General features: G+C 45.2%; 19 protein-coding genes and 5 tRNA genes. 14 read left to right on the plus strand and 10 right to left on the minus strand.

The window, feature by feature from the left end:
- Positions 1–20 precede the first annotated feature (20 nt).
- A complete protein-coding gene (locus V1U08_RS19290; RefSeq protein ID WP_014231078.1) occupies positions 21–470 on the plus strand; it encodes a DUF411 domain-containing protein in 450 nt (149 codons plus the stop codon).
- 72 nt (positions 471–542) lie between these two features.
- On the opposite strand, the gene V1U08_RS19295 is transcribed toward V1U08_RS19290, so the two are convergent.
- Positions 543–1,235: an oligogalacturonate-specific porin KdgM family protein gene (locus V1U08_RS19295; protein ID WP_014231077.1), complete on the minus strand. Its 693-nt coding sequence runs from the start codon at positions 1,233–1,235 to the stop codon at positions 543–545.
- 585 nt (positions 1,236–1,820) lie between these two features.
- Here V1U08_RS19295 and V1U08_RS19300 point away from each other — a divergent pair.
- Entirely contained in the window at positions 1,821–2,702 is an 882-nt protein-coding gene (locus tag V1U08_RS19300) for a TraB/GumN family protein (protein ID WP_330471272.1), read from the plus strand.
- Between the two features lie 296 nt (positions 2,703–2,998).
- On the opposite strand, the gene V1U08_RS19305 is transcribed toward V1U08_RS19300, so the two are convergent.
- Positions 2,999–3,075, minus strand: a tRNA-Pro gene (locus V1U08_RS19305).
- A gap of 354 nt (positions 3,076–3,429) precedes the next feature.
- Here V1U08_RS19305 and V1U08_RS19310 point away from each other — a divergent pair.
- The 3 genes from V1U08_RS19310 (at position 3,430) to rluF (ending at position 5,460) form a co-directional block, all read left to right on the plus strand.
- On the plus strand, positions 3,430–3,570 hold the full coding sequence (locus V1U08_RS19310; RefSeq protein ID WP_014231074.1) for a DUF3149 domain-containing protein: 141 nt from the start codon (positions 3,430–3,432) through the stop codon (positions 3,568–3,570).
- Positions 3,571–3,701: 131 nt separating this feature from the next.
- Entirely contained in the window at positions 3,702–4,283 is a 582-nt protein-coding gene (gene smrA, locus V1U08_RS19315; protein ID WP_065299237.1) for a DNA endonuclease SmrA, read from the plus strand.
- A gap of 100 nt (positions 4,284–4,383) precedes the next feature.
- Positions 4,384–5,460, plus strand: coding sequence for a 23S rRNA pseudouridine(2604) synthase RluF (rluF, locus tag V1U08_RS19320; protein ID WP_330471273.1), 1,077 nt, complete (start codon positions 4,384–4,386; stop codon positions 5,458–5,460).
- Between the two features lie 73 nt (positions 5,461–5,533).
- Here the strand turns inward: rluF and ybaK are convergent, their stop codons facing one another.
- From ybaK to hemA, 8 genes are all read right to left on the minus strand, one after another.
- Positions 5,534–6,007, minus strand: coding sequence for a Cys-tRNA(Pro) deacylase (gene ybaK, locus V1U08_RS19325; RefSeq protein ID WP_014231071.1), 474 nt, complete (start codon positions 6,005–6,007; stop codon positions 5,534–5,536).
- A gap of 108 nt (positions 6,008–6,115) precedes the next feature.
- Positions 6,116–7,798 (minus strand): bifunctional UDP-sugar hydrolase/5'-nucleotidase UshA, encoded by a 1,683-nt coding sequence (ushA, locus tag V1U08_RS19330; RefSeq protein ID WP_330471274.1) that lies wholly within the window; start codon positions 7,796–7,798, stop codon positions 6,116–6,118.
- 232 nt (positions 7,799–8,030) lie between these two features.
- Complete coding sequence (gene kdsA / locus V1U08_RS19335; protein ID WP_005384095.1) at positions 8,031–8,882, minus strand: 3-deoxy-8-phosphooctulonate synthase; 852 nt, start codon at positions 8,880–8,882, stop codon at positions 8,031–8,033.
- Between the two features lie 52 nt (positions 8,883–8,934).
- On the minus strand, positions 8,935–9,744 hold the full coding sequence (locus tag V1U08_RS19340) for a SirB1 family protein (protein ID WP_330471275.1): 810 nt from the start codon (positions 9,742–9,744) through the stop codon (positions 8,935–8,937).
- A 5-nt stretch (positions 9,745–9,749) separates the two neighbouring features.
- Positions 9,750–10,133, minus strand: a complete 384-nt coding sequence (locus tag V1U08_RS19345) for a SirB2 family protein (protein ID WP_014231068.1) — start codon at positions 10,131–10,133, stop codon at positions 9,750–9,752.
- Positions 10,134–10,169: 36 nt separating this feature from the next.
- A complete protein-coding gene (gene prmC, locus V1U08_RS19350) occupies positions 10,170–11,030 on the minus strand; it encodes a peptide chain release factor N(5)-glutamine methyltransferase (protein WP_330471276.1) in 861 nt (286 codons plus the stop codon).
- Between the two features lie 3 nt (positions 11,031–11,033).
- Complete coding sequence (gene prfA, locus V1U08_RS19355) at positions 11,034–12,122, minus strand: peptide chain release factor 1 (protein ID WP_014231066.1); 1,089 nt, start codon at positions 12,120–12,122, stop codon at positions 11,034–11,036.
- Positions 12,123–12,151: 29 nt separating this feature from the next.
- Positions 12,152–13,408 carry a glutamyl-tRNA reductase gene (gene hemA, locus V1U08_RS19360; RefSeq protein WP_330471277.1) on the minus strand — a complete coding sequence of 419 codons (1,257 nt, stop codon included), beginning with the start codon at positions 13,406–13,408 and terminating at the stop codon, positions 12,152–12,154.
- Between the two features lie 134 nt (positions 13,409–13,542).
- On the opposite strand from hemA, the gene lolB reads away from it, so the two are divergent.
- From lolB to V1U08_RS19405, 9 genes are all read left to right on the plus strand, one after another.
- A complete protein-coding gene (lolB, locus tag V1U08_RS19365; RefSeq protein ID WP_239949916.1) occupies positions 13,543–14,181 on the plus strand; it encodes a lipoprotein insertase outer membrane protein LolB in 639 nt (212 codons plus the stop codon).
- On the plus strand, positions 14,178–15,050 hold the full coding sequence (ispE, locus tag V1U08_RS19370; protein ID WP_330471278.1) for a 4-(cytidine 5'-diphospho)-2-C-methyl-D-erythritol kinase: 873 nt from the start codon (positions 14,178–14,180) through the stop codon (positions 15,048–15,050). The genes lolB and ispE overlap by 4 nt, the downstream gene beginning before the upstream one ends.
- 28 nt (positions 15,051–15,078) lie before the next feature.
- Positions 15,079–16,023, plus strand: coding sequence for a ribose-phosphate pyrophosphokinase (locus tag V1U08_RS19375; RefSeq protein WP_014231062.1), 945 nt, complete (start codon positions 15,079–15,081; stop codon positions 16,021–16,023).
- A 180-nt stretch (positions 16,024–16,203) separates the two neighbouring features.
- Complete coding sequence (pth, locus tag V1U08_RS19380; RefSeq protein WP_014231061.1) at positions 16,204–16,794, plus strand: aminoacyl-tRNA hydrolase; 591 nt, start codon at positions 16,204–16,206, stop codon at positions 16,792–16,794.
- Between the two features lie 10 nt (positions 16,795–16,804).
- On the plus strand, positions 16,805–17,896 hold the full coding sequence (gene ychF / locus V1U08_RS19385; protein ID WP_014231060.1) for a redox-regulated ATPase YchF: 1,092 nt from the start codon (positions 16,805–16,807) through the stop codon (positions 17,894–17,896).
- Between the two features lie 284 nt (positions 17,897–18,180).
- Positions 18,181–18,257, plus strand: a tRNA-Met gene (locus tag V1U08_RS19390).
- A gap of 38 nt (positions 18,258–18,295) precedes the next feature.
- Positions 18,296–18,380 (plus strand) — tRNA-Leu (locus V1U08_RS19395).
- A gap of 31 nt (positions 18,381–18,411) precedes the next feature.
- A tRNA-Gln gene (locus tag V1U08_RS19400) sits at positions 18,412–18,486 on the plus strand.
- A gap of 78 nt (positions 18,487–18,564) precedes the next feature.
- Positions 18,565–18,637: transfer RNA gene (locus tag V1U08_RS19405), tRNA-Met, on the plus strand.

Consider the following 18,637-nt stretch of genomic DNA (forward strand, 5'->3'; position numbering starts at 1 on the left):
GACTTCTTTCTGAGGGTATTATGAAATTGAAACTTGTAACTTTTGCAATGCTTGCGACCGTATCCGCCAATGTATTGGCAGCCGATGTCATTAACCACAAGTCGCCATATTGTGGCTGTTGTGGTGACTGGACAAAACACATGGAAGAGAACGGCTTTACGGTCGAAGAAAAACTGCATGATGATATGAATGCCATCAAACGCGAATTAGGCATGAAAAACCAACAGCTCTACTCTTGCCATACGGCAGAAATAAACGGTTATCTGTTTGAAGGACACGTGCCAGCAGCAGATATTAAAGCCTTCTTGGAAAACCCTCCGAAGAATGCGAAAGGTCTGACGGTTCCTGGAATGCCAGTAGGCTCCCCAGGTATGGAGTATGGCGATAAAAAGGACAGTTACACCGTTTACGCTTTCAATGAACAAGGTCAGGTTTCGGCCTTTAGTCACCACAAAGGTAACGACAAATAAAATAAAGCCCAGCTCTTAAAACAGATGCTGGGCTTTTTCTTAGCAACTTAATGGACAATTAAGACGAAATCGTTAGAAACCGTAAGAAGCACCAAATACAAAGGCGTTGTTCACTAGGCTGTCTCCATTCGCATTTTCTGCGCCATGAGCCTGAGAGCGAAGTTCAAAGTATGGTTGAACACCTTTACGAGTCCATGTCGCACGGAACTCGTGGTCCATTGTATCGGCATCAATCATGTATACATTGTTGTAGCTTAGCGTCACATCTTCATTCATCACGTAACCGATGCGGTTATCCATGCGGTAGTCCGTATCTGCATCTGCGTCTGTTGCATCAATGTGTGCACGCGTGCGGTTGCTCAGAGAAATACCGTTATCGAAGTTGTAACCAATTTTCACCAGTGGACGGTATTGAATGTTTTCGCCCGCTGAGAACAAGTGTTGGTAACCTGCTGCAACCCAAAGACGATCAGTGATATTAAATGACTGCTCACCCCCTACCGTAATGTAAGGTGTTATATTCCCTGCGCCACCATTTTTACTTTCTAGTTTGCCAAGTTGAATACCATCAAACTCAGTGTAAACCGTAAAGCCACCAAATGAATTATCGAAAGTATGACCAGCTTCGAGTGTAGAAGTCACGTCCGAGCCGTGAATTCGGCCATCATCGTGAAATTGAACGTTACCTGTTACGTAAGAAGAACCAGCAAATGCGCTAGACGCGAAAGCGAGAGAAAGAGCACTCAGTGCAAAAATGTATTTCATAATTACTGCCTTTATTTATTCACGTTATGTGATGGTTCCAGACTCGTAGGTTCCTTTACATAACAAAATTTGGAATCTGCCTTAGTGGGCGGAGGCAATACTGAAACAATTAATTTTCGATGAAAAATAAATCCTTTAAAAAGGTGATCATGTTCAAAACGGGAAACCAGACAATAAATAAAACCCATAAAATACAGTCAATTACAACTGAACTGGAAAATCTTTCAAAAAAACCATATCCGACCTACATCACAACAAACTACATAAATCAGAACTATTTACCAATTAAGATCACATTATTAATTTAAACTTTCACCCCAATCTTTTTTATCAGAGCGAAATAATTAGATTTCGATCACACTTAATTTACGCATAAAAATAAATACCCCATCGCAAAATGGTGAGTTTATCGTGACAATTCTATCTGCCCCCTATTAAGCGGCTCGTATACACACGAGTTATTGAAAACGTGTTCTATGCTCAATATGGCATCTTGCTCCAGTTTCGGTATAAAGTGATGTGCAGATGCGCTTTCAAGATGCTGGATACAAAATGTTATCCGGGATTCAGTTCGAGGATAATAATATGTTCCGCATAATGACCTTTGTATCATCGTTTTTCGTTCTTTTTACTTCCTTTTCGTCTAGCGCTGAGCCACAACATTGGTTAGCCAAAAAAGGCGAGACAGAATATATGATTATCGGCTCAGTACATGTGGGAGATAAAACCATGTATCCCTTGCCTAAAAACCTACTGGAACACCTTAGCGAAAGTTCGGGGCTGATCATTGAAGCGGACGTAAGAAGTAATGAGGGTGCTGTTTACCCGCCAGTGTCTAAGAGAACCAAAACGATACTGAACAAAACGCAGCGTCAACAACTGATCAAAATAGCAAAAGATTTGCAGATACCAGAAACTCAGCTGCTGAATGCCCCACCATGGAATACCGCTCTCACCATCCAACTCGCTTTAGTGAACAAACTGGGGTATGTCTCAACAGAAGGCGTCGATATGCACTTAATTGGCTTGGCCGACAAAAACGGCATTCCTGTCATTTCACTCGAAACCGTACAGTTTCAAATCGATTTAATTACTGGTCAGCCTGATGAAGGTAAAGAAATGCTGCTGTCATCCATCAATGAATATGAAGCAGGAGAAGAGCTCGTCGAATGCCTGATTGAAAGCTGGAAAAGTGGCGATGGTAGCATGTTGGAAGAAGCCTCTTTAACTGACAAAGCAACAGAAGAGTTCAATGAGGCCTTTTTGTATGCACGTAATAAAGACTGGGCAGAAAAGCTCGACATCGGCAGCATACTCCCGCAAAAGCAAGGCCGCTATACCGTTGTGGTTGGCAGCCTGCATCTCGTCGGTAAAGATAACCTAATTGATTTGCTGGCCGAGCGAGGTTTTGAAATTACACCGCTTGGTAAAACACGCAAAGCAAAGTGCAATATCCAACAGATGTAAATACAGATAAGCTCAATGCAAAAAAGGCTCTGTATTTCTGCAGAGCCTTTTTTAGAAAATAATCGATGAAGAGCCATATTCTAACTTCAGGCGAACCCTCACTTTGGTTCGAATCCGTCAGTACGAATTTTATGAACTCTAAAACGACGAAAGCCTGCTTTAAAAGCAGGCTTTCTTAATGTGGTCGGTGAAGAGGAATTCGATCGGACTGGCGTTCCAGCCCACGACCCTATGCTCCAACGCGCATTAAAAATGCAAAAAAGGCTCTGTATTTCTACAGAGCCTTTTTTATAAAATGGTCGGTGAAGAGGGATTCGAACCCCCGACCCTCTGGTCCCAAACCAGATGCGCTACCAAGCTGCGCTATTCACCGAGATGTTGACTTGGAATCTTGCTAAAGCTAGAGGGTGACCCTCTGGTCCGCTATTCCTAAACCCCGAGATGCGCTACTAATCACGCTAATCTTCGAGATGTTTAACTGAGGACTTGTCCCCGTCAACGAGGTGGTATATTACGGATTCTGATCCGAGACGCAAGTGCTTTTTCTAAAAAAACGTAATGTCTTAATCTGTTTGGTGAATAACTGAACACAAGCACGCAAAATGTGACTGACAACCCACAATAAAATACAGTTTATTAACCTCAGCAACATAATTGATCCAGATCAGTGTGCGAAAAAACACCAACAATTAATTTGTGTCTATCGGGAATATCTTGGAGGAAACATATGGACTTTTGGCTTGATCTCCTATTTGGTAATGCAGTAGGTCTATCATCGATGATAGTAATCTTCGGAGCGATCGGTCTAATGTTGTTTTATGGCGGTTTCTTCATGTACAAGATCATGAACGATAAATCTCCTCACTAGATCTCGCTTAGCCCTATAAACGCTTTGCACCGGAGTCGGTTACTTGCCTACTCCGGTTTTTTATTGATCTTTTCCCTCATCTCATTGATATAATCACCTGTACCTATCCTGTTCTTTATGAGATCGCCACTATGTCTCACGATGACGATTTTGAGTTGTTCCAACAAATGATGGGTGATGTAAAGCCAATCACTCAAGACACCGCAGAGCACAAGAAAGTTCACCAAGTAACCGATGCACACCTTGCTAAGCGAGAAGCGGCTATATGGTTAACAGAGGACGACCCAGAGTACCTCTCTCTCGATCATGCAGAAATGCTCAAGCCCGACGACTTTGTCGAGTTCAAACGTGATGGTGTGCAAGACGGCGTATACCGCAAACTACGCTTAGGCAAGTACCCGATTCAGGCACGTTTAGACTTGCACAGAAAAACTCTGAAAGAAGCACGTGATGAAGTCGTAAAATTCCTGAAACAATGTATATCAATGGACATCCGCACGGTTGTCATTGTTCATGGTCGAGGTGAACGGTCTAATCCACCAGCGTTAATGAAGAGCTTCGTCAGCAGTTGGCTACAGCAAATTAAAGAAGTGCAGTGTGTTCACAGTGCGCAGCGCTTTCACGGTGGTAGCGGTGCCGTCTACGTATTGTTAAGAAAGAGCGCAGATAAGAAGCTGGAAAACCGAGAACGCCATCAAAAACGTTTAGGCTAAGTTTCTTGTCGGTGCTAGAATGCCCGACCTTATTTTCCCCTTCGCTAACATTAGCTGGGATACTTTATTCACCGCCGTTGTGAAACGTTAGGAGTACAACATGTCACAAGATAATTCAAAACGCTTAAATAAGTTTATTAGTGAAACAGGCTTTTGTTCACGCCGAGAGGCCGACAGACTGATCGAGCAAGGTCGTGTCACAATTAATGGTAAACAGCCAGAAATGGGGTCAAAAGTCTTACCAGGTGATGATGTTTGTGTGGATGGCAAACCTGTCGCTGCAAAAGAGAAGCCTGTTTATATCGCGTTAAACAAACCGACCGGTATTACCTGTACTACAGAACGTGATGTACCGGGCAACATTGTCGACTTTATTGGACATAAAAAACGCATTTTCCCTATTGGTCGCCTAGATAAACCGTCTGACGGTCTGATCTTTTTGACTAACGACGGTGACATCGTTAACAAAATTCTTCGTGCAGGTAACAACCACGAAAAAGAGTACGTGGTGCGCGTCGATAAACCAATCACTGGCGAGTTTCTTAAACAGATGTCGAGCGGTGTGAAAATCCTCGATACGGTAACGCTTCCTTGTAAAGTGACCAAAGAAACCAAGTTCTCGTTCCGAATTGTGCTGACTCAGGGTTTGAACCGTCAGATCCGCCGTATGTGTGAAGCTCTGGGTTATGAGGTATACAAACTACGTCGCGTGCGTATTATGAACATCTCCCTAGATGGTATTCCGAACGGTAAATGGCGTTACCTGACGGATGCGGAAGTCGCTGAAATCATGGCGATGTGTGATGGTTCGGTTGGTACTGAAGAAGCCTCTAAAGTGGATTCCAAAGGGCGTAACATTCGAAAAGCAACAGACGCTAAACTGTTTGACAGTCGTGACGAAAACCAAGATTCAACCGCTCGTCGTAACCAAAAGCCACGTACATTTCGTGGTAATAATGCCGATGAGTTCCGTCATGCACCTAACTCTAAGAAAGGTCAACAAAGACGACGTCCGGACAATGACAACTCTCGTCCAAACAAAGAGAGCTTTAAAGCGAAAGCGCAGGACTCCGATCGTAAACCGACGAAACAAAAAGTGCGTTACGACAATCCAAACGCGGCTAAGCCATCTCAACCAGTAAAACGTAGTGGCAATACATTAAGCTTGAAAAAATAATTTATCGCAGCATGAAGAACAGAAAGGACGCCAATGCGTCCTTTTTATTTGTCTGTCACTCTTAGGTTGCCACTTATAAACACAAAGGTGCAAATTGACCACGAGTTAAGGTCAGCAAATCTTGTGGGGCCAGCTCTATTTCCAACCCACGCTTACCAGCACTCACACAAACGGTTTCTTGCTCTTTGGCGCTTTCGTGTAAAAAAGTGGGGAGCGCTTTCTTTTGTCCAAGCGGGCTAATACCGCCCACCACATAGCCCGTTGTTTTCTGAGCGATGTCTGGGTCTGCCATGTCCGCCTTCTTTCCCTTTGCCGCTTTTGCTGCCAGTTTAAGATTCAATTTCTGGTCAACAGGAATGATGGCTACTGCAAGATTTCTAGGCTCGCCGTTTAAACAAAACAGCAAGGTTTTAAATACTTTTTTTGGATCTTGTCCCAATACTTCAGCAGCTTCCAAGCCGTAGCTATCGGCTCTTGGATCATGTTCATACTGATGTATGGTATGTGGCACTTTTTTCTTTTTCGCAAGATTAATGGCCGGAGTCATCAAGATTCTCCTTATCAAAATAAAAAACGCAGCTTGCGATAAATGAAGCTGCGTTTTTAGTTAATGATATCAGCGATTTTGAGTCAATCGCTTTTTCGCTATCTGGCGTTATTGATAAATAACATTGTCAGTTGCGTATTTGATTTGCCCGGTAGGTGCGTAACGGTTGACATCGATCGGACTGTGAGACTCGAGATAATCTTTTAATACTTCAGCATCGGTAAAGCCTGTATTCACGTAGCCTGCATGGTTATCAATTTTCGGATAACCATCACCACCCGCCGCGTTATAACTTGGTACGGTAAAACGATAGTTGCCATCCAAGCGAAGCTGTTGGTCACCAATAAAGACGTTGGTCACCTTGCCATTTTCAATAGTCAAAGCGATGCCCGCAAACTGAGCGTAAGCGCCAGAATCAACAGGTTTGGTCGCGACAACATTCAGATAGTCCAGAACTTCTTGGCCCGACATGTCTACGTAAGTCACCATATTGCCGAATGGTTGAACAGTCAGGACGTCTTTATAGGTAATGTCCCCTTTCTCAATCGAATCGCGAACACCACCTGAGTTCATCACCGCAAAGTCTGCTTTGGCGCGTTCCATATGAGCAGTTGCAATCAGACGGCCAAGATTGGTTTGCTTAAATCGCACCACATCACGATCACCTTCCAGCTTGCCATTTGACTCCGCAATTTTTACATTCAGCTGCCCCTGACCTTTCTCTTGATAAGGACGCAGGAATTCCAGCAGCGATTCATCCTGAGCAATTTCATCTTCAACTAAAATGCGCTCTGACTGCCCATTAATTTCCACTTTCTTCTTCAAGTTGACCGGAATAAGGTCGTAACTCACCATCGAAAGCTCACCGTTACGAAACTCGTAATCTGCACGACCGACATACTTACCCCACTCATAGGCTTGAACGATGTAAGTCCCGTTTTGTTGATCTGGCTGGCACTCATCACCCGGCTTGAAGTTTTGCTTCATGACGTTTGGGCCTTCCATACAAACAGGCTCTTGCGAGTGGCCGCCGACAATCATGTCCAAATCACCTTCACTTAAATAACGCGCTAACGCTACATCACCCGGCGCATTAATACCACGGTTGCCGTTTTCATAGTGTCCCATATGAGTGACAGCAAAGATCAAATCAGGATATTCGGTCTTTTTCAGCTCCGCGATCAGTTTTTTCGCTTCCTCTTTTGGATCACGGAAGTCCACTTGACCTATGTATTCAGGGTTACCTAACTTCGCGGTATCTTCTGTTGTCAGACCAATAACCGCAATCTTAATGCCTTGCTTATTGAACATCGCATAAGGCTGGAACATGCGTTTACCGGTTTCTTTCGAATAGATATTGGCGGACAACATTGGGAAAGTCGCCCATTCCTGCTGCTTAAACAAAACGTCTAACGGATTATCAAACTCATGATTGCCGAGTGCCATCGCATCATAGCCAATTTTGCTCATGCCTTTAAAGTCAGGTTCCGCATCTTGTAAATCTGACTCAGGAACACCCGTGTTGATATCACCACCAGAGAGAAGCAAAAGACTTCCCCCCTCCGCTTCTACCTCTTCACGTAAATCATCAATCAGTGTTTTACGTGCTGCCATGCCGTACTCTGCATATTTGTTCTGCCAAAAACGACCATGGTGATCGTTAGTATGCAGTACCGTTAACCGGTATGTGGTATCTGTTTTCCATTCATGGGCGGGTTGGGTTGCACATCCGGCAAGAGTAGCCAGAATGACCGCACTCAAGGCGGTTTTTACCATCAGACGCTGCTTCATTGTTTTACCTTTTCTTTTATGAATCCACTGCTGTTGTACTTTATTAAATACGTTTATCGGCCACTTCACGAAAGTACGAAACGACAAGTGGGCTATTCTAACGTATTGATTTTTAATTATGGCCAATTGTCATCTGATCTCAAATTTAACAATGACAGTTTGAGACTTCGGTTATTCCAGACAAAAAAATAGCCAACACAGAGTTGGCTATTTTCTCGTTTGGTAACATTAATTATTTAATGTCGATGTCCGCAAAGCTCTTGATAAGGTCGTCAAGTGATTTCATTTGCGCCAAGAATGGTTCTAGCTTGTCCAGTGGCAGCGCAGAAGGACCATCACAACGTGCTTGATCTGGGTTCGGGTGGGCTTCGATGAATAAGCCCGCAATGCCTGTTGCAAGGCCTGCTTTTGCCAATTCAACCGTCTGTTCACGACGACCGCCAGATGCCGCGCCTGATGGATCACGCATTTGTAGAGAGTGCGTCACGTCAAAAATGATTGGGCTGCCTTTTGAAGCGTTTTTCATTACGCCAAAACCAAGCATGTCTACCACTAGGTTGTCGTAACCATGGCATGAACCGCGTTCACATAGAATGATTTTATCGTTACCACACTCTGCAAACTTCTCAACGATGTTACCCACCTGACCAGGACTCATGAACTGAGGTTTTTTCACGTTGATAACCGCGCCTGTTTTTGCCATCGCTTCAACAAGGTCAGTCTGACGTGCTAGGAACGCAGGAAGCTGAATAACATCCACAACGTCTGCAACTGGCTGTGCCTGAGCTTCAGTGTGAACATCCGTGATAATTTTCACGCCAAAGGTGTCTTTAAGCTCTTGAAAAATCTTCATACCTTCTTCAAGGCCAGGGCCACGGTATGAATGAACAGAACTGCGGTTTGCTTTGTCGAACGACGCCTTAAATACGTAAGGAATACCCAGTTTTTCAGTTACTTTTACGTAGTGCTCACAGATCTGCATCGCAAGATCACGAGACTCAAGAACGTTCATACCTGCAAATAGGGTGAATGGCTTGTCGTTAGCAACCTGAATGTCGCCAATATTAACGATTTTCTGTTCCATTTTGATTCTCTTTTTCTATTCTCAATAAGCTTCTAATCACTTATCGGTAACATTAGTGAAGTGTGATGTGCTTTTCAGTCATCACGTTTACTTGTGATTTTAGTAGCTCTGACGCCGGATCATCCGGGCACTGGTCAATAAAGTACTGGAAATCAGACGCCGCGACCTGATGGCACTCTAACTGCTGAAAGATAAACCCGCGATCTCGAATCTCATATGGGTCATCTGGTACAAACGTCAGTGCGAGGTTGGTACAACGTAGTGCCAACGTGTAGCGCTCTTCACGTAGCATGGCACTTTTGATCAGCGCAAGCCAACGGCCAATAACTGTCGGATTGTCCGCTTCTTCGAAATGCTCCGGCTTGAGCTGTGCTAGTGGGCCGTCTTGGCCAATTAACCAAGCCTGAAGAATTCGTTCGCCTACGTATTCGCCGTTAAACGGATTAATGTAATCTGGCGTCTTGTGCATCCAATCAATTTTAAGCAAAAACTGCGTTGGAAAAGTTATGCCTTTTAACGGGAAACCGAGCTTGTTACCCAGATACAATAAAATCGAGCCCAAACTGACTGGAATGCCTTTTTTACGCTCTAACACTTTATCGATAAAGCTGTTATCAGAGTTAAAATACTCTTGGTCATCACCTTTAAAGCCCCACTCCTGGAAGAATAGGCGTAAAAACGAATCGAAGCGCTGCTCTTCATTCGTTTCATGAACCAAAGCCACTTCGGCTTCTTGGTACAGGCGTTCCAGCTCTTGTTTTGCCCAATGTACATTCGTCTCAGGATCGACAGACTTGTTAAGCTCTAACGCGCCTTCCACCAACGCCATATTGTCAAAATCTTCGTCAAAAAACTCAACCATGACTGTTACCCAAATAAAGTCGGACTCTTAGACACTGCAATATTAGCGGCCATCACTAACCAGCCTAATGCGCCGAAGAAACCGAAAATTTGTAGTAGTTTGTTTTTGGCTAACTTCAAAGCGAAGAAGCCCAGAGCAATGTACGCTAACACGCAAGTGATCTTGTTGGTTAACCAAGGCGCTGCGTCAGTAAATGGAATGAAGCCAGTGACGAAGATCAGAGCGATACCAGATACGAGTAGCGCAGTATCAACAATATGCGGGAACACTTTCAAAAAACGATTGTTACGTTTTGGCGAGTTCATCATCATCAACACAAAGCGAATCGACAACAATGTCGCACTAAGTGCAATGGTCACGAGGTGAATATGTTTTAGAGCTACGTACATTTTTCTTCTCTTAGTTTAAATTTGCTGACTTTCTCGTTATTGTTCTGCGGCAAAACAACCAAGGGTCACCCGGTCATTGCCAGCGTAATCTTGTTCAGTAACGACGTGTTGATAGCCAAAGCTACACATGATGTCTCTCACAGCTTGCCCCTGATCGTAGCCGTGCTCGAAAACAAGCCAGCCGCCCTCTTCAAGGTACTGACGAGCAACATCAGAGATATGACGAATATCCGCTAACCCACCTTCATCAGCCACAAGTGCAGATTTGGGCTCAAAACGCACATCACCTTGAGCCAAGTGCGGATCTTTCTCATCGATGTACGGGGGATTAGAAACAATAAGAGCAAACTTTGTTCCCGGAGCTACAGGTTCGAACCAACTTCCCTGAGCGAACGTCACATTTTTGATATTGAGTTGCTCAGCATTGTACTCGGCCAACTCTTTCGCTTCTTGCTTAAGATCGACACCCATCACCTGACGATTCGGCATCTCAGAAGCCAAAGCTAAAGCGATGGCACCCGTTCCAGTACCCAAATCTAGAATAGAACCACTCTGCTCAAAGGTTTTATCTAAGGCGACTTCCACCAAGCGCTCGGTATCCGGTCTTGGAATCAAAGTAGAAGGGGAAACTTTCAGTGGCAAAGACCAGAACTCACGCTCACCAATAATATAGGCAACCGGTTCACCCGCTAAACGTCTCTCAAGCAAAGCATCAAACTGCACTTGTTGCTCAGCTTCTAGGATTCGTTCAGGCCAGGTAAGTAGATAACTTCTTGGTTTGACAAGGACATGACAAAGCAGGACTGCCGCATCGAGAGAAGGCGACTCTTTGCCGCCCTCTGTCAGTTTTGCTGTGGCACTTTTCAGTGCTTGCTCAATAGATTGAACTTGAGTCATCGATTAAGCGTTCTCAGCTAGCGCCGCTAGTTGGTCTGCTTGGTGCTCTTGAACAACAGGGTCGATCAAGCTTTGCAGGTCACCTTCCATCACTTCATTCAAACGGTAAACCGTCAGGTTGATGCGATGGTCTGAAACGCGACCTTGAGGGTAGTTGTAAGTGCGAATACGGTCACTACGGTCACCAGAACCTAGCAAGTTACGACGCGTGTCTGACACTTCAGCCGCGCGCTTCGCTTCTTCAGCCTGAATAATACGTGCAGCAAGAACGGCCATCGCTTTCGCTTTGTTTTTGTGCTGTGAACGCTCGTCCTGACACTCTACCACGGTACCCGTTGGTAAGTGGGTAATACGGATTGCAGAATCGGTGGTGTTAACGTGCTGACCACCCGCGCCAGATGCACGGAAAGTATCGATTTTAAGGTCTGCCGCTTTAATCTCTGGGATTTCAGCTTCAGGAATTTCAGCCATAACTGCAACGGTACAAGCAGAAGTATGCACTCGGCCTTGAGATTCAGTTGCTGGAACACGCTGTACACGGTGGCCGCCTGACTCAAATTTCAATACACCGTAAGCACCATCGCCGCTTACTTTGGCAATCATCTCTTTGTAACCGCCGTGCTCAGCTTCATTTGAAGACATCACTTCAATGCGCCAGCCTTTTTTCTCCGCGTACTTGCTGTACATACGGAACAGGTCACCCGCGAAAATACCCGCTTCATCACCACCGGCACCTGCACGAATTTCCAGGAAACAGTTGCGATCGTCGTTTGGATCTTTTGGCAGAAGAAGAATTTGCAGTTCATCAGCAAGGCGCTCGATAGTAGCTTTCGCCTCTTTGATTTCTTCTTGCGCCATTTCACGCATTTCTTCGTCGTCTTCGTTAGCCATCTCTTCAGCGGCGATAAGATCATCTTGCGCTTGTTGATAAGCCTGGAAGCACTTAGTTACTTCTTCTAGCTGAGAGTACTCTTTGGATAGAGCACGGAATTTGTCCTGATCTCCAATTACGTCAGGATCACCAAGAAGATGTTGAACTTCTTCGTAACGTTCTACTAGCGTTTCTAGCTTAGTCAGAATAGAGGCTTTCATAGTGTCGTTTTCTTAATAAAAAGCGTGAGTTATAGATCATCCAAACCGAGTGTTTGGCGGATAATCGTTAATTTTGCTGGTTCGCCTTGCTCCGCTGCACTCTGAAGTGCTCGAGTTGGGGCGTGAATCAGTTTATTGGTGAGTTTATTACTGAGCTCGCGCAGAACTTTTTCCGGGTCTGTGCCAGCCGCCAATGATTGCAGGCTTTTGCTCAATAAATCTTCACGTATATTGTTTGCTGACTCGCGATAATCGCGAATACTGTCGACCGCTTGTAGTGAACGCAACCACGTCATAAACGCAGCACTTTCCTCACTCACAATCGCTTCTGCCTGAATGGCTTCTACTTTTCTCTGCTCAATATTGCTGTCAATAATCGACTGCAGGTCATCAACAGAGTACAGGTAAGCGTCATTAAGCTCACCAACTTGAGGCTCTACGTCGCGCGGTACCGCAATATCAACCAGTAAGATAGGTTGATGACGACGTTTTTTCAGCGCCGTTTCGACCATACCTTTGCCAATAATAGGCAGCGGGCTTGCCGTAGAGCTAATAACAATATCTGCTCTGGCAAGGTGTTCAGGAATTTCGTTTAAGCTGATCACTTCTGCTCCAAACTGGTCCGCTAAGCCTTGTGCGCGCTCTTTGGTGCGGTTAGCCACAATCATTTTAGAGCAGCCGTTAGAGGCTAAGTGCTTGGCAACCAATTCAATGGTTTCTCCCGCGCCAACTAAAAGCACCGTAGAGTCAGACAGTGATTCAAAAATATGTTTCGCCAGTGTACATGCCGCATAGGCCACCGACACGGCATTGCCGCCAATATCCGTCTCTGTACGCACACGTTTCGCAACAGAAAAGGTTTTTTGGAAAAGCTTATCAATCGACGCATCAACCGTTTGGTGTTCACGCGAGTCGGAAAAAGATTGCTTCACTTGTCCTAAAATCTGCGGCTCACCCAATACCAGAGAATCGAGACCGCATGAGACGCGCATTAAGTGCTTGATAGCAGATTGCTCTTCGTGCACATACAAACTCGGCATCAGCTCTTCTCGGCTCACGTCATGAAACTCGACCAGCCAATCGATTAACTTGTTACGTGCCCCTTGCTTTACGTCGCAATACAACTCGGTTCGGTTACAGGTTGAAATAATAACACTGCCGTTTACCGCTTCGTGCTTTCTAAGTTGCTCGAGGGCCGGGCCGAGTTTATCCGGTCCAAACGCCACCTTCTCGCGCAAGTCGACAGACGCTGTATTGTGATTAATTCCAATAGCAAGCAAGGACATCTAACGTGGTATCTCTGAGATCGATTATGAAATAGGTTCAGAATTTTACTGTAAGCACGCATTTATTGAAAGGGCAAGCCGGATTTGTTTTCCTAACTGCGACTTTTCAATGCTATAGTTGTGAGCGAATACCGATGAAACTGATTAATAAGCCATCAAACATGACCTTACGCCCCTTTATAATATTTGTCTTGTCGAGTCTGATACTCGCTGGCTGTAGCTCTGTTCCGGAAAGTATCACCAGCGTGGAATGGCAAACACACGAAAAAAAACTTGAAGCGATTCATGATTTTCAAGTAACTGGCAAACTTGGCTATATTGGGCCAGACCAAAGACAAAATCTTAATTTCTTCTGGAAACACTCAACGGCACTCAGTCAACTGCGTTTGACGACGATTCTTGGTCAAACCGCATTAAACCTAACCATCACTCCAGACGGTGCTACGGTAGAGACTTACGATGACCAGGTGCTTTCTGCGCGTCATGCCAACCAACTAATATTCCAATTGACCGGATTAATGATGCCGGTAGAGCATATGCCTGACTGGCTACTCGGTTTACCAACCAACGCAGACACGTTCAAACTCTCCTCAACCAATACACTGCAAGCCTTGAATAAGCAGATTGGCTTAAACGACTGGAACATCGATTACCAACGCTACAGCGATGTAAAATGGCATGAGCAAGCACTGCCGCTACCAAACCGATTAAAGCTGACTACGTCGGACGTTAAAATAAACCTCCTGATCACCAAATGGAACATCACCCAATGATCGACATTTCAACCCGCTGGCCTTCACCGGCGAAATTGAATCTCTTTCTTTACATCAATGGCCGAACTGAAAACGGTTATCACGAACTCCAAACGCTTTTCCAATTCGTGGATCATGGTGACGAACTCACCATTCAAGCCAATAAAACAGGAAACATCACTCTAACTCCGGAAATTGAAGGTGTTCCTCTTCAAGATAATTTGATTTGGAAGGCCGCGACTGCGCTGCAAGAATACGCACAATGTCATTTAGGTGCGCACATTTATCTTAAAAAAGTTTTGCCGATGGGCGGTGGGATTGGTGGAGGTTCATCGAACGCCGCGACAACTCTGGTGGCACTTAATTACCTTTGGCAACTGAATCTCAGTGATGATGAACTTGCTCAAATTGGCTTGAAACTTGGCGCTGACGTGCCAGTATTTGTACGTGGGTTTGCTGCCTTTGCTGAAGGTGTCGGAGAAAAACTTTCTCCGGCTTATCCGGAAGAAAAGTGGTACCTCGTCGTAAGACCTAACGTCTCGATCGCGACCGTTGACGTATTTCGTCACCCAGATTTAACACGAAACACCGCAAAACGAGATCTAGCCACACTTTTGGACACACCAAACGTAAACGATTGCGAAAAAATTGTCCGAATGCTCTATCCGGAGGTTGATAAGCAACTTTCTTGGCTGCTACAATACGCGCCGTCAAGATTGACTGGGACAGGATCTTGCGTTTTTGCTGAATTTTCGAGCAAATCAGAAGCAGAAACTCTCCTTGCGCAACTCTCTGATGATGTCTCGGCATTTGTCGCTCAAGGGCGCAATATTTCGCCATTAAAAGAGACTCTGGCTGAATACCAATCAGCCACACACCGACCTAATTAAAACTGGACGCAAACCCGAGGTTTCCACCGTGCCTGATATGAAGCTATTTGCTGGTAATGCAACACCTGAACTAGCCCAACGTATTGCTGATCGTCTTTACATCTCTCTTGGTGATGCATCTGTTTCTCGCTTTTCTGATGGCGAAGTTGCAGTTCAAATCAATGAGAATGTTCGTGGTAGCGATGTTTTCATCATTCAATCCACTTGTGCACCGACTAACGACAACCTAATGGAATTGGTTGTTATGATTGATGCAATGCGCCGTGCTTCAGCAGGCCGTATCACTGCAGTTATCCCTTACTTTGGTTACGCTCGTCAAGACCGTCGTGTACGTTCTTCTCGTGTGCCAATTACTGCAAAAGTTGTTGCTGATTTCCTATCTAACGTTGGTGTTGACCGCGTTCTGACTATCGACCTACACGCAGAGCAGATTCAAGGCTTCTTCGATGTACCTGTAGACAACATCTTCGGTACTCCAGTACTACTAGAAGACATGCAAGCTCGTGGCCTGGAAAACCCTGTAGTGGTTTCTCCTGACCTTGGTGGTGTTGTCCGTGCTCGTGCAACGGCAAAAGCGCTAGGTGATATCGATATCGCTATCGTTGATAAGCGTCGTCCACGTGCAAACGTTTCTGAAGTGATGAACCTAATCGGTGATGTTGAAGGTCGCGACTGCGTGATCGTTGATGACATGATCGACACTGGCGGCACACTATGTAAAGCAGCAGAAGCGCTGAAAGAGCGCGGTGCTAAGCGTGTATTCGCTTACGCAACTCACGCTGTATTCTCAGGTAACGCGGCACAAAACATCGGCAACTCTGTACTAGACCAAGTGATCGTAACCGACTCAATCACGATGTCTAAAGAGATGGAAGCGACAGGTAAAGTAACTACACTAAGCCTATCTCGCATGCTGGCTGAAGCGATTCGTCGTATCAGCAACGAAGAGTCAATTTCTGCAATGTTCAACTAATTCGGACATTTCAGTTACACTGATTTTTAAAACACCCCTTTTGGGGTGTTTTTTATTTGTGCGCAGGACACAGCCAATGGTGGCTCATTGAGGAAATGATCAATCTCAACCGAGTTCCCCCACTGTCAGTTTTCTGTGCTATCATACTGCGCTTTTTGAGATTCCAGAGAGATCCTAACCTTGAGTCAACCAATCAAACTTCTCGTTGGTCTTGCTAATCCGGGACCAGAATACGCCAAAACTCGCCATAATGCGGGCGCTTGGGTTGTAGAAGAATTAGCACGCGTTCACAACATTACGCTGAAGAACGAACCAAAGTTCTTCGGATTGACCGGACGTATCATGGTCAACGGACAGGATCTCCGTTTGCTTATCCCAACCACTTTCATGAATCTTTCGGGAAAATCCATCGCCGCGATGGCGAAGTTTTACCAAATAAAACCAGAAGAGATCATGGTTGCTCATGACGAGCTAGACTTACCGCCAGGTGTCGCTAAGTTTAAAAAAGGTGGCGGTCACGGTGGTCACAATGGCCTGCGTGACACAATAAGCAAATTAAGCAACAACAAAGATTTTTATCGTCTTCGTATCGGCATTGGCCATCCGGGACACAAAGATAAAGTGGCAGGTTTTGTACTAGGTAAAGCTCCAGCTAAAGAACAAGAGCTTTTGGACGCCGCGACCGATGAATCGGTACGTTGTCTAGACATTCTGATCAAGGATGGCCTATCAAAAGCACAAAATCGCCTCCACACGTTCAAAGCTGAATAAGGTTACTATCATGGGTTTTAAATGTGGCATCGTTGGTCTACCTAACGTTGGTAAATCAACTCTGTTTAACGCACTAACTAAAGCAGGCATCGAAGCAGCAAACTTCCCGTTCTGTACGATCGAACCAAACACTGGTGTAGTTCCTGTGCCAGATCTACGTCTAGATGCACTAGCAAAGATCGTTAACCCACAGAAAGTGCTGCCTACTACAATGGAATTCGTCGACATCGCCGGTCTGGTAGCGGGCGCATCACGTGGTGAAGGTCTAGGTAACAAATTCCTGGCAAACATCCGTGAAACTGACGCTATCGGTCACGTTGTACGTTGTTTCGAAAACGACAACATCGTTCACGTAGCAGGTAAAGTATCTCCAATTGAAGATATTGAAGTTATCAACCTTGAGCTAGCAATGGCTGACCTTGATTCTTGTGAGCGCGCGATCCAGCGTAACGCAAAGAAAGCAAAAGGCGGTGATAAAGACGCGAAATTCGAGCTAACTGTTCTTGAAAAGCTGCTTCCAGTGCTAACAGAAGGCGGTTCAGCGCGTACCGTTGAGCTTGCTAAAGAAGAGCTAGCTGCAATTGGCTACCTAAACTTCCTGACGCTAAAGCCAACCATGTACATCGCTAACGTGAACGAAGATGGTTTTGAAGACAACGCATACCTAGATGCTGTACGTGAATTTGCAGCAAAAGAAAACAACGTTGTTGTTCCTGTATGTGCGGCAATCGAGTCAGAAATGGCTGAGCTAGAAGATGACGAGCGTGAAGAGTTCCTGGCTGATCTAGGTATCGAAGAACCAGGTCTGAACCGCGTGATTCGCGCAGGTTACGAACTGCTAAACCTACAAACTTACTTTACCGCTGGCGTAAAAGAAGTTCGTGCATGGACAATCCCTGTCGGTGCAACCGCGCCAAAAGCAGCAGCGAAGATCCACACTGACTTTGAAAAAGGCTTCATCCGTGCGGAAGTTGTTGGTTACGACGACTTCATCGAATTCAACGGTGAAAGTGGTGCGAAAGACGCAGGTAAATGGCGTCTAGAAGGTAAAGAATACATCGTAAAAGACGGTGATGTTATTCACTTCCGCTTCAACGTTTAATTAAATGAATAAATTTTAAACACTTCATTTACATAAAAAGCCAGCATGATTGCTGGCTTTTTTTATCCCTTCAACAAAAGACCTGAAGTTAACTACCTAGCTGCAAGCGATTTTTTTTCCAGTTTTAGATCATAAACACGCCTCTTTGTTTAAAAAGGAAGCGAACGAGGTTTTTTCCGAGATTTATTTAAAAAAACTGTTGACGGATCTTACTCAACTTCGCATAATGCGCGCCGTTCCCGACAACAAGGCAACGAAGTGTTGAGAACGAAAAATATGGTTTTGGCTACGTAGCTCAGCTGGTTAGAGCACATCACTCATAATGATGGGGTCACAGGTTCGAATCCCGTCGTAGCCACCATTCCTAAATGCTCTTTGAAAGAGTGATTAGGAATAGATGCGGAAGTGGCGGAATTGGTAGACGCACCAGATTTAGGTTCTGGCGCCGCAAGGTGTGAGAGTTCAAGTCTCTCCTTCCGCACCATATTTTAAGTAGTTGTAAGACTACTGCCTGCAGGTCTATCGCCAAGCGGTAAGGCAGCGGCTTTTGATGCCGCCATTCCCTGGTTCGAATCCAGGTAGACCTGCCACTATTCAAAGTGGAGATTCCTTGATAAAGGGGTTGTCACTTAGAGCGCGAAGGTTTATATTGTCTCGCTCGAAAAGATGGCTACGTAGCTCAGCTGGTTAGAGCACATCACTCATAATGATGGGGTCACAGGTTCGAATCCCGTCGTAGCC

Source organism: Vibrio sp. YYF0003 (genome assembly GCF_036350715.1).
Classification (GTDB): Bacteria; Pseudomonadota; Gammaproteobacteria; order Enterobacterales; family Vibrionaceae; genus Vibrio; species Vibrio natriegens.

Bases quoted from the DNA above. Each gene is read 5' to 3' on its own strand.
- V1U08_RS19290 (WP_014231078.1), top strand. From the start codon at position 21: ATGAAATTGAAACTTGTAACTTTTGCAATGCTTGCGACCGTATCCGCC.
- V1U08_RS19295 (WP_014231077.1), bottom strand. From the start codon at position 1,235: ATGAAATACATTTTTGCACTGAGTGCTCTTTCTCTCGCTTTCGCGTCT.
- V1U08_RS19300 (WP_330471272.1), top strand. From the start codon at position 1,821: ATGTTCCGCATAATGACCTTTGTATCATCGTTTTTCGTTCTTTTTACT.
- V1U08_RS19310 (WP_014231074.1), top strand. From the start codon at position 3,430: ATGGACTTTTGGCTTGATCTCCTATTTGGTAATGCAGTAGGTCTATCA.
- smrA (WP_065299237.1), top strand. From the start codon at position 3,702: ATGTCTCACGATGACGATTTTGAGTTGTTCCAACAAATGATGGGTGAT.
- rluF (WP_330471273.1), top strand. From the start codon at position 4,384: ATGTCACAAGATAATTCAAAACGCTTAAATAAGTTTATTAGTGAAACA.
- ybaK (WP_014231071.1), bottom strand. From the start codon at position 6,007: ATGACTCCGGCCATTAATCTTGCGAAAAAGAAAAAAGTGCCACATACC.
- ushA (WP_330471274.1), bottom strand. From the start codon at position 7,798: ATGAAGCAGCGTCTGATGGTAAAAACCGCCTTGAGTGCGGTCATTCTG.
- kdsA (WP_005384095.1), bottom strand. From the start codon at position 8,882: ATGGAACAGAAAATCGTTAATATTGGCGACATTCAGGTTGCTAACGAC.
- V1U08_RS19340 (WP_330471275.1), bottom strand. From the start codon at position 9,744: ATGGTTGAGTTTTTTGACGAAGATTTTGACAATATGGCGTTGGTGGAA.
- V1U08_RS19345 (WP_014231068.1), bottom strand. From the start codon at position 10,133: ATGTACGTAGCTCTAAAACATATTCACCTCGTGACCATTGCACTTAGT.
- prmC (WP_330471276.1), bottom strand. From the start codon at position 11,030: ATGACTCAAGTTCAATCTATTGAGCAAGCACTGAAAAGTGCCACAGCA.
- prfA (WP_014231066.1), bottom strand. From the start codon at position 12,122: ATGAAAGCCTCTATTCTGACTAAGCTAGAAACGCTAGTAGAACGTTAC.
- hemA (WP_330471277.1), bottom strand. From the start codon at position 13,408: ATGTCCTTGCTTGCTATTGGAATTAATCACAATACAGCGTCTGTCGAC.
- lolB (WP_239949916.1), top strand. From the start codon at position 13,543: ATGAAACTGATTAATAAGCCATCAAACATGACCTTACGCCCCTTTATA.
- ispE (WP_330471278.1), top strand. From the start codon at position 14,178: ATGATCGACATTTCAACCCGCTGGCCTTCACCGGCGAAATTGAATCTC.
- ychF (WP_014231060.1), top strand. From the start codon at position 16,805: ATGGGTTTTAAATGTGGCATCGTTGGTCTACCTAACGTTGGTAAATCA.